Source organism: Brevundimonas sp. (assembly GCF_036402095.1).
Lineage (GTDB): Bacteria > Pseudomonadota > Alphaproteobacteria > Caulobacterales > Caulobacteraceae > Brevundimonas.
On record NZ_DASWTO010000124.1, the window covers coordinates 1 to 11,842 of the forward strand.

Consider the following 11,842-nt stretch of genomic DNA (forward strand, 5'->3'; position numbering starts at 1 on the left):
TGCCGCCCCGCCAGATAGACCATGCCGCTGCCCGCGCCGCCGCCGGTAAAGCCGATATCGGTCATCAGCGCCTCGCCCGGACCGTTGACGACGCAGCCGATGATCGACAGCGACATCGGCGTGGTGACGTGGGCCAGCTTCTCTTCCAGCACGCCGACGGTCTCGATGACGTTGAAGCCCTGCCTGGCGCAGGACGGACAGGCGATGATGTTGACGCCGCGGTGGCGCAGGCCCAGCGACTTGAGGATGTCGAAGCCGACCTTGATCTCCTCGACCGGATCGGCGGCCAGGGACACGCGGATGGTGTCGCCGATCCCGGCCCACAGCATCGAGCCCATGCCGATGGCAGACTTGATGGTGCCCGGCCGCAGCGGACCGGCCTCTGTGACGCCGAGGTGCAGCGGGCAGTCGATGGCCTCGGCCAGCTGCTGGTAGGCCGCCACGGTCAGGAAGGGATCGGAGGCCTTCACCGAGATCTTGAACTCGTGGAAGTCGTGGTCCTGCAGGATGCGGGCGTGGCTGAGGGCGCTCTCGACCATGGCCTCGGGGCAGGGCTCGCCGTACTTCTCCAGCAGGTCGCGCTCCAGCGAGCCGGCATTGACGCCGATCCGCATCGAACAGCCGTGATCCCGGGCGGCCTGGATGACCTCGCGGACGCGATCAGGCGAGCCGATGTTGCCGGGATTGATGCGCAGGCAGGCGGCGCCCGCCTCGGCCGCCTCGATGCCGCGGCGGTAGTGGAAATGGATGTCGGCCACCAGCGGCACGCGGGCCTCGCGGGCGATGGTGCGCAGGGCGGCGGTGGACTCCTCATCCGGGCACGAGACGCGAACGATGTCGGCCCCGGCCTCCTCCAGCCGGCGGATCTGGTCGAGCGTGGCCGCCGCGTCCGAGGTCGGGGTGTTCGTCATCGACTGGACGGTGATCGGCGCGCCGCCGCCCACGGGAACCTTCCCCACCATGATCTGGCGGCTCTTGCGGCGCTCGATGTGGCGCCACGGGCGGACGTGCCCGAGTTCGGATGCGTGGTCGTGGCTCATGTCGGCTGCAACATAGGCGCTGGATTGCGGCAAGGCCACGACGCCGGCGCCAGATTCCGGACGCCGCGATCAGCCCCCGGTCGAGCCGCCGACGACGTTCTGCACCGTGGCGGCGGCCTGGAGCTGGGCCTGCGCCTGGGCCTGGACGGCGGCGGTGCGGGCCGCCTCGGTGCGGGCGGCGACCGCCGCGGCGGCCTGCCGGGCGAGGGTCTGCGCTCGCAGGTTCAGCTGGGTCAGCGGGGTCTGGACGGCCTCGAGCGCGCCGCCGTGTTCGCCGTTCAGATAGACGTCGAACGCCGAGACGTCCTGCACCTCGACGGTGGCCGCGACGTTGGCCGGGGCGCGCCAGGCGTCGCCGGCCGCCAGCTGGCGGGCGAAGAGGACGCGCCCGTCGGCCATGCGCACGATCAGATAGGCCGACTCGCGCGCCTGCAGCACCACCTGCGAAGCGCTGGCCGAGGCGCCGTAGATGGCGCCGCGCGGGTTGAACGCCTTCTGCACCGGGGGCGCGGCCGCGGCGGCGGCGGCGAGACCCTCGGGCGAGGCGGGATCGATGCCGGTCAGTTCGGCCTCGAGGCCCGGCGTGATATAGAGGGCGGGCACCGTCTGGTCCGGCGGGGCCGGGCGCGGCGCGGTCAGGCGCATGAACTGCTGCTGCCCCGGGACGGCGCCGAGGGTCCAGCTTTCCGGAACGGCGGCGATGTCGGACGGCTGCGGGGCGCGCATCAGGCTGACGCGCTGGAACACGTTCCAGCCGACCACGGCCAGCACCAGCGCCATGCCGGCGGCGATCAGGCGCGGCGAATAACGTTTCACCTCCTCGAAGGCGACGCCGACCGGAGGCTGCAGCGGCACCGACGGGTCGGGCGCCTCGCGCTTGAACCGCTCGACCGCCAGCTGTTCGTCCAGCCCCAGGGCGGCGGCGTAGGCGCGAACGTAGCCGATCGAGAAGACGCGGTTGGGCAGGACCGAGAAGTCGTTCTGCTCCAGCGCCGTCAGATAGCGCGACGGCACGCGGGTGATGGTGGAGAGTTCGGCCAGCGAACGGCCGGAGTGGGTTCGGGCGATGCGCAGTCCGTCGCCGAGAGTCGGCGCGTCCGTGACGGAAGGAACCACATCCTTCCAGTCGGGATGATCCCGAAACTCTTCGGGGTTGTTCCCCGTATCCAGCGCCATCCGGCCTGACCCCATACTCAGTGCGCCCGAGGCGTCCTCGTGCGCGGTACTCGACCCCGGGGCCTGTATCATATCGGGATGACAGTTATGGCCTGCCCCCGCAGACCACCCGGTTCCGGCTTGTGGATAACTCATTTGAGTTGACCGATCAACGATTTGTTAGGCATCCGGCCGTTTTGGGCCCGACGTTTCAGATCGTGACGTTCAATTTCCGGGCCAGCGATTCCAGTTCGCCGCGGATGGACCCCGACGAGGAGCCGAGCAGGTTGGCCATGCCGCGCCGGGCGGCGGGCAGATCGGCGGAGAGGATCATCCGCTTGACCGGTCCGACGCCGCCCGCAGGCGCTGACAGCCGGGTGAACCCCAGCGTCAGCAAGGCGAAGGCCTCCAGCGGCCGGCCCGCCAGTTCGCCGCACACCGAGACCGGGGTGCCGGTATCGGCGCATTTCTTCTGGATCTCGGCGAGGGCCCGAAGGGCCGGCGGCGACAGCGGATCGTAGCGGTCCGAGACCAGCGGATTGGTCCGGTCGGCGGCGAACATGTACTGGAACAGGTCATTGGTGCCGATCGAGACGAAGTCCGTCAGCGGCAGCAGGGCGTCCAGGTGCCAGAGAAGGGACGGGCATTCGATCATCGCCCCGACGCGCAGCAGGGCCGGCAGGGCCCGCCCCCGGCGCCGCGCCCAGGCGCATTCGACATCGACCAGTTCCCGGGCGGCGCGGAACTCGTCGACCGTGGCGATCATCGGGAACATGACCCGCAGCTCGCGTCCCGCGGCGGCCGTCAGCAGGGCGCGCAGCTGCAGCCGCAGCAGGCCGGGACGGTCGAGACCGAGGCGGATGGCGCGGCGGCCCAGGGCCGGGTTCTCCTCCCGCTCGGTCACCAGATAGGGCAGGACCTTGTCGCCGCCGATGTCGAGGGTGCGGAAGGTCACGGGCCGCTCGCCGGCCGTGTCCAGCACCAGCTTGTACAGCGCCGCCTGGCTGTCGAGGCGCGGCAGCTCCTCGGAGACCATGAACTGGAATTCGGTGCGGAACAGGCCGATGCCCTCGGCCCCGGTGGCGTCGAGATTCTCGAGGTCGACGGCGAGTCCGGCGTTGGTCAGCAGGATGATGCGGGAGCCGTCGAGGGTCACCGAGGCGACGTCGCGCAGGCGGGTGAACTCGGCCTGCCGCTCGCTGCGCACCTCGATCCGCGACTGGACCGCCGACAGCATGTCGGGGCGCGGCCGCAGATAGGCCTCGCCGGTCTCGCCGTCGACGATCACCAGGTCGCCTTCGGACAGGCGGTCGCGCAGCCCCATGAGGCGGCCGACGCACGGAATCTGCAGCGCCCGGGCGACGATGGCGGCGTGGCTGGCGGCCGACCCCTCCTCGAGCAGCAGGCCTCTCAGCTTGTGGCGCGGATACTCGAGCAGGTCGGCCGGGCCGAGGTTGCGGGCCACCAGAATGGCGTCGTCGGGCAGGTCACGCTCGCCGGGCCGGTCGCCGGCCAGCAGCCGCAGCAGGCGGTTCGCCAGATCCTCGAAGTCGTGCAGCCGTTCGCGGATATAGGGGTCGCGCGCCGTGGCGAAGCGGGCGCGGTGCTCGTTGCGGACCCGGTCGACGGCCGCCTCGGCGGTCAGGCCGGTGCGCACCGCCTCCTCGAGCGACCGGTTCCATCCCCGGTCGTCGGCGAACATGCGGTAGGTCTCGAGCACCTCGAAGGAGGTGCCCGCCAGCTTGCCCTGGCCGCCCTCGAGCAGGCCGTCGATATTGGCCTTCAGCGCGATGAGGGCCTCGCGGAGGCGGATTTCCTCGACCTGCGGATTCTCGGCCAGCAGGTTCTCCGGCGGCACCGGCGCCTCGTGCAGGACGACGTGCCCATAGGCCAGACCCTCGGCGAACCGCTGGCCCTTGAGCCGCTCGGGCCGGTGCGGCGCCACCTCGATGTCGCGCAGTTCGTCCTGGGCCAGCAGCTCGCCCGAGGCCACGGTCTCGGCCAGGACCATGGCGATGGTCTGGATGTCCTCGACCTCTTCCTCGTCGTAGCGGCGCTCGGACCGGTTCTGCACGACCAGCACGCCGATGGCCCGGCCGCCGCGCAGCAGGGGGGCGCCGAGGAAGGCGTGGTAGGGGTCTTCCCCCGTCTCCGGGCGATAGGCGAAGCTGGGATGCGACGGGGCGTCCGACAGGCTGATCGGCTCGGCCGACCGCGCGACCTCGCCGACCAGACCCTCGCCGGGGCGCAGACGGGTGGTGTGCACAGCCTCGGGCTTCAGGCCCTGGGTGGCGAACAGCTCCAGCTCGCCGGACGCGCGCCGCAGGTAGATCGAGCACACCTCGGCGACCATCGACTGGGCGATGATGCGGACGACGGTGTCGAGCCGCTCCTGCGCCGGCGCGGCTCCGGCCATGGCCTCGCGGATCTGGCGAAGGAGGTTGCGCGGCCCCCTCGTCGTCAATCCGCCCACCGGCATGCCGTCGCCCTACAGTCTGACGCCGACGCGCGCTGCGACGGCTACGGTTACACCATACAGAACTACCGTCAGCGCGCACCCGGCGAGAAGCGCGGGCCAGAAGCCGACGCCCCGCCGCAGCAACGCCGGGATCAGCAGGAACATGGGCAGGGAAGGAATGACATACCAGAAGGTCGCCTGGGCGTGATCCGCGAGACGGGCGACGTCGCGGGTGTCGCGCCACAGCCAGATCATGCCCAGCACCGAGACCAGCGGCAGGGAGGCGATCAGGGCGCCGAGCGCGGCGTTGCGGCGCCCCGTCTCCGACACCAGCCCCACCAGGGCCCCCGACAGCAGGGCCTTGATGACCGCATACAGCATCAGACCGCTTCGAGACCGTAGGCCGCGTGCAGGGCGCGCACCGCCAGTTCGGCGTAGGCGGCGTCGATCAGCACGCTGATCTTGATCTCCGAGGTGGAGATGGCCTGGAATTTCACGCCCTTGTCGGCGAGGGCCCGGAACATGGTCTGGGCCACCCCGGCGTGGCTGCGCATGCCGACCCCGACCACCGAGACCTTGGCCACATCCTCGTCGACGCGCAGTTCCTCGAAACCGATCTCCTGCTGGGCCGCGCGCATCAGCTCGGCCGCCCGCTGGGCGTCGCGCCGGCCGGTGGTGAAGGTCAGGTTGACCGCGCCCTCGGTGCGGGCCTGGCTCTGGACGATCATGTCGACGTTGACGTTGGCCTCGGCCAGCCGGGTGAAGACGTCGGCGGGGGCCTCGACCCGGTCCGACAGCCCCAGCAGGGTGATGCGGGCCTCGTCGCGGCTCATGGTCACGCCGGATACGATGCGTTTCTCCACGATTTCCTCCTCGTCGCAGATCAGGGTGCCGGACTTGGCGGGCAGGACGCCGTTTTCGTCGGGTTCGATGAAGCTGGACAGGACCCGGACCGGGACCTGTTTCGCCATGGCCAGCTCGACCGAGCGGGTCTGCAGCACCTTGGCCCCGAGCGAGGCCATCTCCAGCATCTCCTCGTAGGAGACCTTTTCGAGGCGGCGGGCGCGGGACTCGATGCGCGGATCGGTGGTGTAGACGCCGTCGACGTCGGTGTAGATGTCGCAGGCGCAGCCCAGCGCCGCCGCCACGGCCACCGCCGAGGTGTCGGATCCGCCGCGGCCGAGGGTGGTGATCCGCCCGTCGCGGGTGACGCCCTGGAAGCCGGGCACGACGGCGATCTCGCCCCTGTCGAGCGCCGCGCCCAGCACCTCGCCCGGCACATCCTCGATCCGCGCCCGCCCGTGGGCGTCGTCGGTCAGGATCGGAATCTGCCAGCCCATCCAGCTGCGCGCGTTGAGGCCCATGTTGCGCAGCGTCAGGGCCAGCAGGCCCGAGGTCACCTGCTCGCCCGAGGCGACGACCACGTCGTATTCGTCGTCCGACAGCTCGATGCCCTGCGCGGGCCGTCCGGCGCCGTCGGTCCAGGCCACGAGTTCGTTGGTCTTGCCCGCCATGGCCGAGACCACCACCGCCACCTTCCTGCCGCTGGCCGCCTCGGCCGCGACGATGCGCGCGGCGCGGCGGATGCGTTCGAGGTCGCCCATCGACGTGCCGCCGAACTTCATCACCAATCGGCTGGAGTCTGGCCGCGTCATCGTGGCGTGTCGCCCCATCTTGCGTGGAAGGCCGCGCGGGTTCATCCCTCGGCCCATGGCCGCTTCTAACGACACGCTATCGGCGCGCAAACCCCAAAGCGGCGGGGATTTCACCGACCGCGCCGAGGGGCCGTCGATCGATCCGGCCGACGTGGCGCGTTTCTCGGCCCAGGCGGCGGAATGGTGGGACGCCCGCGGGCCGTTCGCGCCCTTGCACAGGTTCAATCCCGCCCGCCTCGCCTTCGTCCGCGACAAGGCCGCCGAACGCTTCGGCCGCGACATCCGCACCCGCGAGCCTTTCGCCGGCCTGAGCCTGCTCGACGTCGGCTGCGGCGGCGGCCTGATCGCCGAGCCGATGCGCCGGCTCGGCTTCGAGGTGACCGCCATCGACGCCTCGTCGGAGAACATCGGCACGGCCCGGGTCCACGCCGCGCAGCAGGGGCTGGACATCGGCTACCGGGCGGCGACGGTCGAACAGCTCGAGGCCGAAGGCGCGGGTCCGTTCGATGTCGTTCTGGCCCTGGAGGTGATCGAGCACGTCGCCGACCCCGAGGCTTTCGTCCGCGCCTGTTCGCGCCTGGTGAAGCCGGGCGGGATGATGGTCGTCGCCACCCTCAACCGGACCCTGAAGTCGCTCGCCCTCGGCAAGGTCGCGGCGGAATATGTGCTGCGCTGGGTGCCCGCCGGAACCCACGACTGGCGCCAGTTCCTGAAGCCGGACGAAATCCGGCTGATGCTGTCGGCAGAGCCGGTGGCCGTGACCGGTCCCTATGGCCTCGCCTACAATCCGCTGACCGACCGCTGGAGCGAGAGCGACGACGCGGGCGTCAACTACATGATGGTCGCCACGCGCGACTGAACGCGGTTCATCCCGCGTTCATCGACCTGACCTCGAAGTAACGGGACAGCCAAGCTTGACGGTGAGAAGAAGGGGCTCCCCCTCAACTCCCTCCCCGGAGCTCATCCATGAAACGCCTCATCGTCCTCGCCGCGGTCTCCGCCAGCCTGATGGCCTCGGCCTGCATCACCGTGATCGACGCCGACAGCGACGACCACGTCGGCTGGCACGGCCAGAACGCCCAGCCGTTCGACGGCGCCCGCGAGGACTGCCGCGCCCGCACCGGCCGCAACGAACACAGCGACGCCTTCGCCGCCTGCATGGCTGAAAAGGGCTGGACGCGCGGCGAGGACTAGAGCGCGCGCGTCATGTAGCGGGCGTCCGGCCCGTAGCCGGCCAGCTTCGCCCGCATCGCCGGACTGTCCACGACGACGAAGCCGTGCCCTTCCCAGAAGGGTGCGGCGTCGTTCACCGCCACCAGCGCCAGCGCCGGCCAGCCGTCGGCCCTCGCGTCCGCCGCCAGCCGCTCCATGACCGGCCGCGACCAGCCGCGGCCCCGGACGCCCGGGTCGAGGGCGAGGTCGTGGAGGTACAGAACCGCCGCGTCCGCCGGGATCGCCTCGATCAGGGTGTTCAGCGCCGGCGCGTCGTCGGCCCGCCACGGATAGGCGACGAGATAGCCTTTTGGCCTTTCCCGGCCGTCGGCGAGCACGAAACAGCCGCCGGGGTTCAGCGCCAGCCGGTTCGCGAAACAGTCGCGGCCCTCGAAATGATCGGGAAACCCGACGGCCGCGATCCCGGCGACGGCGTCGAGATCGGCCGCCGTCATCGGCCGCCAGTTCAGGCGGGACAGCGGGTGTTCAGCGGGGCCGCCCTGAAATTCCATTCCATGCTCCGGGCCTGTCCGCCGATCTCGCCCTCGATCCGGGCCGTCAGGGCGTCGCCGTCGCGTTCATAGATGACCCGCGTCGGAAAGTCGTTTTCCGCATTGGCGAACACGGCGCGGCGCGGCCCGCCCTCGATCAGGACGAAGGCGGTGGGCGGCGATCCGCCCGGTTGGGCGACATAGGCGAAGCCCCGCGGCGTCGGGCCGATATGCGACACCTCGAACGAGACCTCGCCCCCCGAAACGGTCACGGCGTGGCCGACGCTCAGTCCCGCGCGCGGATCGCTCCAGGTTTCCGAGACCTCCCGGCCGCGGGAGCAGTCGAGCCAGTATCCGGCCATCCACGACAGGTCCGGCGCGGGGGCGGACTGGGTCAGGAGGGCGGCGAGAACGGCGGCGGTCGGCATCGGTGAAATCCCCTGTGGTTCGGAGCCACCCTAGTGCGGCGACAGCGGGCCCGGCTTGTAGGATTGCGACGCGAGACTGCGCGCCAGTCCGACCTGCTCGCGCGCCCACGCCGTCGCCGTGCAGCCGAGAAAGCGGCGGAAATCCCGCGCCATCTGCGGCTGATCGAAATACCCCGCACCCAAACCGGCCTCCAGCCAGCCGGCCGCCTCCGGCCCGGCGGCGTGGTCGAACACCCGGCGGAACCGCAGGATCGAACGCAGCAGACGCGGCGGAACGCCGACCCGGTCCCGGAAGCGGCGCTGCAGGGCCCGGTGTTCGGTCGGCGAACGCGCGGGAGAGGGTCGGTCCTGGCCGGCGGTTTCGATCTCGGCCCGCACCGCCGGATCGAGGGACCAGCCTGCCGCGCGCCGCTGATCGTCAAGCCAGCGGGTCATCACCGCCACCTGCGCCGCCGCGTCCCCGGCCGGGGGCCGAACCCCCGCCGTCCGCGCCTCCATGTCCAGTCGCCGGTCCGTCGCCTCCGCCAGCGCGACGCCCAGCCAGTCACGGGCGCCGTCGGGCTCGAAGCGGACGGCGACCAGCTCCACCGGTCCGACCGGGCGGAGCGCCAGCGGCCGGGTCATCTGGCCGGCGAACAGGGCGCGGGGCTGCAGCCGGAAGACGCCGTCCGGCCCCTGCTCCTCGTACGGCGCGCCGATATCGACGACCAGTTCGGGGCAGCCGTCGGGGGCGATCCGCTGCACCCCCGGTTCCGGCGCGGGGGCCGCGTAGGTCCAGATCGTCCGCACGAAAGGGCGCAGCGATGCAGGCGGCTCGAACTCCTGATAGCGCTCCCCCTCCCCCGGCATGGCGCGTCAGTTCAGCTTCGCGGGGTCGGGCGGCGGCGGCGGCAGGGGCGCGCAGGGCACGCCGTCCTCCTTCAGTTTGCGCACCTCGGCGGGCGTGGCCTCGCCGTAGATTTCGCGCTTCTCCGAACGGCCTTCGTGAATGTCCCGCGCCTCGCGGGCGAAGGCGTCGCCGACGTAGTCGAAATTCTGCTCGACGTGGCTGCGCACCTCGCGGGCCATTTGCATCATCATGCCCTGCAGCCTGGCCGGGTCGGGCGCGGTGCCGGACTTGCGCGTGCCGGCGACGGCGGGGGCCATGATCTGCTTTCCGATCGCCCGCGAGCCGCAGACCGGGCATTCGACCAGTCCGCGCGCCGCCTGGTCGTCATAGTCGGCCGACGTCCCGAACCACGCCTCGAAGCCGTGGTCGGCGTCGCAGCGGAGGGCGTAGCGGATCATGACGCCAGAGGAGCGGGGGCCGCGAACTCCCGGTCGTGGGTCAATTGCGGCACGGCGTTGCGGGCCCGCGTCACCGCCTCGAGGTCCAGGTCGGCGAACAGCACGCCCGGCGCGTCGTGATCCAGTTTCGCGACCACCTCGCCCCATGGCGCCACGACCATCGAATGCCCCCAGGTGCGGCGACCGTCCTCGTGCTCGCCCGCCTGGGCGGGGGCCAGAACATAGCAGCCGGTCTCAATGGCCCGGGCGCGCAGCAGCGTCTCCCAGTGCGCCTCGCCGGTCGGCACGGTGAAGGCGGCAGGCACGGCGATCATCACCGCTCCCGCCTTGGCCAGCGCCCGGTGCAGCTGGGGAAAGCGGATATCGTAGCAGATGGTCAGGCCCAGACCGCCCCACGGCGTGCCGGCGACCACTGCGCCGTCGCCGGGCCGGATAGAGGCGCTCTCGCGCCAGCGCTCGCCCGTCGGCAGGTCGACATCGTAGACGTGCAGCTTGTCGTAGGTCGCCACGACGCCGCCGGCGTCGTCGATCAGCATCGAGCGGTTGGCGGCCCGGTCGTCGCCGTCGTGGCCGGACCTGACGATGGCCGAGCCGATCAGCAGCCACACGCCGAGCTCGCGCGCCAGATCGCGCAGCTTGCGGACCGCCTCGTCGCGGTCCTGGGTCTCGAGCACGGCGTCCCGCGCGGCCCGGTCCTGGATGACGAAATTGGTCGCCTCCGGGGTCAGGATCAGCCGGGCCCCGCCCGCCGCCGCCTCGCGGATCAGCGGCTCGACATGGGCGAAGGCGGCCCCGGGGCCGGCCGGGGTGCGGGTCTGGATCAGGGCGATCGGAAGCGTAGCCATCAGGCCTCGAGCAATGCGTCCAGCTGGCCCTTGCGGTCAAGCGCGTGCAGGTCGTCCGAACCGCCGACGTGTTTTCCGTCGATGAAGATCTGGGGGAAGGTCATGCGCCCGCCCGAGCGCTGGATCATCTCCTGCTTCTTCGCGGGATCGTTCGAGGCGACGATCTCGGTGTAGTCGGCGCCCTTGCCGTCCAGCAGGGCCTTGGCGGCGTAGCAGTAGCCGCAGCCGGGTTTGGTGTAGATGACGATGTCGGCCAAGGGGGTCTCCAGATTCCGTAGCGGCTATGTAGGCAATTCCCGCGCCGTCCGCACCCGGGCGACCACCGCCAGATCGACGGCGCGGGCGCCGGCCTCGATCAGCGCGCGGGCGCAGGCCTCGGCGGTGGCGCCCGTGGTCAACACGTCGTCGACCAGAAGGATGCGCCGGCCCCTGACCCGCCGCCGTCCTTCCGCCGTCACCGCGAACGCCTTCTTCACGTTCAACCGCCGGCCGCGCGCCGACTTGCCGCCCTGCGAGGTGGTGTGGGTCTGCCGGACCAGGGCGTCCGGCAGGTAGTCGAGGCCGGCTCCGCGGGCCAGCGGACGGGCGATCTCCGCCGCCTGGTTGAACCGGCGCGACAGCAGGCGGAAGCGGTGCAGCGGCACCGGAACCACGGCGTCGGCCGCGTCCAGCAGCGGCGCCGCCGAGCGGCTCAGCCAGCGGGCGAACAGCGGCGCGAAGGGCTGGTGGTCGCCATGCTTGAACTTGAGGATCAGACCGCGCGACGCCTCGTCGTAGACGCAGGCGGCGCGGGCCCGGGCGAAGGCGTAGGGCTGGGCCAGACAGGCGGCGCAGCGCGGTGCGGCGAACACGCCGCCGTCCATTTCGAAGCCCGCGCCGCAGCCATCGCAGACCGGGTCCTCCAGGAAGATCACCCGCGCCCAGGCGTCCGCCGTCAGACCTGCCGAGGCCGTCGCTTCGGGGCTGTCGTGCGCCAGCGGCGGCATCAGCAGATCGGCCGCGCCGCGGGCCAGCGCGCGCAATCCCGGCGCAAGCCGCGACCGGACCGCTTCCAATCGCTCGCGCCAACCCCCATTCTGACCGGCCATGAACGCCTCCCCCGGTCCCCCCGAGATTTTCGACAGCCGGCGCCGCGCGGCGAAACTGACGCGGGGAGAAAAGGGCTTCGCGGCGGCCGATTTCCTGCACGTGCGGGCCGCCGGGAACGCGGTGAACAGCCTGGAAGTCATCCTGCGCGACTTTCCGGACGCCGTCGACCTGTCGGCCCGGCC

At 71.4% G+C, this 11,842-nt stretch carries 14 protein-coding genes and 1 pseudogene; 3 read left to right on the top strand and 12 right to left on the bottom strand.

The window, feature by feature from the left end; all coding sequences use genetic code 11:
* From ispG to VGD32_RS09065, 5 genes are all read right to left on the bottom strand, one after another.
* Positions 1 to 1,040: flavodoxin-dependent (E)-4-hydroxy-3-methylbut-2-enyl-diphosphate synthase (ispG, locus tag VGD32_RS09045; RefSeq protein WP_331031565.1), on the bottom strand; the 1,040-nt coding region annotated here is incomplete at its 3' end.
* Positions 1,041 to 1,109: 69 nt separating this feature from the next.
* Positions 1,110 to 2,216: a helix-turn-helix domain-containing protein gene (locus VGD32_RS09050; RefSeq protein WP_331031566.1), complete on the bottom strand. Its 1,107-nt coding sequence runs from the start codon at positions 2,214 to 2,216 to the stop codon at positions 1,110 to 1,112.
* Positions 2,217 to 2,406: 190 nt separating this feature from the next.
* Complete coding sequence (gene ptsP / locus VGD32_RS09055; protein ID WP_331031567.1) at positions 2,407 to 4,674, bottom strand: phosphoenolpyruvate--protein phosphotransferase; 2,268 nt, start codon at positions 4,672 to 4,674, stop codon at positions 2,407 to 2,409.
* Positions 4,675 to 4,683: 9 nt separating this feature from the next.
* A complete protein-coding gene (locus VGD32_RS09060; RefSeq protein ID WP_331031568.1) occupies positions 4,684 to 5,034 on the bottom strand; it encodes a DUF3147 family protein in 351 nt (116 codons plus the stop codon).
* Positions 5,034 to 6,308, bottom strand: coding sequence for an aspartate kinase (locus VGD32_RS09065; RefSeq protein WP_331031569.1), 1,275 nt, complete (start codon positions 6,306 to 6,308; stop codon positions 5,034 to 5,036). Before VGD32_RS09065 ends, VGD32_RS09060 begins: the two co-directional genes overlap by 1 nt.
* A gap of 55 nt (positions 6,309 to 6,363) precedes the next feature.
* Here VGD32_RS09065 and ubiG point away from each other — a divergent pair, with 55 nt between their 5' ends.
* Both ubiG and VGD32_RS09075 read left to right on the top strand, forming a co-directional pair.
* The gene (gene ubiG / locus VGD32_RS09070; RefSeq protein ID WP_331031570.1) at positions 6,364 to 7,167 is read left to right on the top strand and encodes a bifunctional 2-polyprenyl-6-hydroxyphenol methylase/3-demethylubiquinol 3-O-methyltransferase UbiG; all 804 of its coding nucleotides are present in this window, start codon (positions 6,364 to 6,366) and stop codon (positions 7,165 to 7,167) included.
* A gap of 107 nt (positions 7,168 to 7,274) precedes the next feature.
* Positions 7,275 to 7,502 (top strand): hypothetical protein, encoded by a 228-nt coding sequence (locus VGD32_RS09075; protein WP_331031571.1) that lies wholly within the window; start codon positions 7,275 to 7,277, stop codon positions 7,500 to 7,502.
* Here VGD32_RS09075 and VGD32_RS09080 read toward each other — a convergent pair.
* Genes VGD32_RS09080 through VGD32_RS09110 form a run of 7 tightly spaced genes read right to left on the bottom strand, consistent with a single transcriptional unit; the run spans position 7,499 to position 11,659 of the window.
* A complete protein-coding gene (locus VGD32_RS09080) occupies positions 7,499 to 8,032 on the bottom strand; it encodes a GNAT family N-acetyltransferase (protein ID WP_331031572.1) in 534 nt (177 codons plus the stop codon). The two genes, VGD32_RS09075 and VGD32_RS09080, sit on opposite strands and share 4 nt — an antisense overlap.
* Positions 7,987 to 8,439 carry a DUF6265 family protein gene (locus VGD32_RS09085; protein WP_331031573.1) on the bottom strand — a complete coding sequence of 151 codons (453 nt, stop codon included), beginning with the start codon at positions 8,437 to 8,439 and terminating at the stop codon, positions 7,987 to 7,989. Before VGD32_RS09085 ends, VGD32_RS09080 begins: the two co-directional genes overlap by 46 nt.
* A gap of 30 nt (positions 8,440 to 8,469) precedes the next feature.
* On the bottom strand, positions 8,470 to 9,288 hold the full coding sequence (locus tag VGD32_RS09090) for a helix-turn-helix domain-containing protein (RefSeq protein WP_331031574.1): 819 nt from the start codon (positions 9,286 to 9,288) through the stop codon (positions 8,470 to 8,472).
* Positions 9,289 to 9,294: 6 nt separating this feature from the next.
* Complete coding sequence (locus tag VGD32_RS09095) at positions 9,295 to 9,726, bottom strand: DUF1178 family protein (RefSeq protein ID WP_331031575.1); 432 nt, start codon at positions 9,724 to 9,726, stop codon at positions 9,295 to 9,297.
* Positions 9,723 to 10,571, bottom strand: coding sequence for a carbon-nitrogen hydrolase family protein (locus tag VGD32_RS09100; RefSeq protein ID WP_414644387.1), 849 nt, complete (start codon positions 10,569 to 10,571; stop codon positions 9,723 to 9,725). The genes VGD32_RS09095 and VGD32_RS09100 overlap by 4 nt, the downstream gene beginning before the upstream one ends.
* On the bottom strand, positions 10,571 to 10,828 hold the full coding sequence (gene grxC, locus VGD32_RS09105) for a glutaredoxin 3 (RefSeq protein ID WP_331031576.1): 258 nt from the start codon (positions 10,826 to 10,828) through the stop codon (positions 10,571 to 10,573). The genes VGD32_RS09100 and grxC overlap by 1 nt, the downstream gene beginning before the upstream one ends.
* A gap of 24 nt (positions 10,829 to 10,852) precedes the next feature.
* Entirely contained in the window at positions 10,853 to 11,659 is an 807-nt protein-coding gene (locus tag VGD32_RS09110) for a ComF family protein (protein WP_331031577.1), read from the bottom strand.
* On the opposite strand from VGD32_RS09110, the pseudogene VGD32_RS09115 reads away from it, so the two are divergent.
* A pseudogene (locus tag VGD32_RS09115) lies at positions 11,658 to 11,842 on the top strand (SAM-dependent methyltransferase); the annotation flags it as partial. The gene VGD32_RS09110 and the pseudogene VGD32_RS09115 overlap by 2 nt on opposite strands.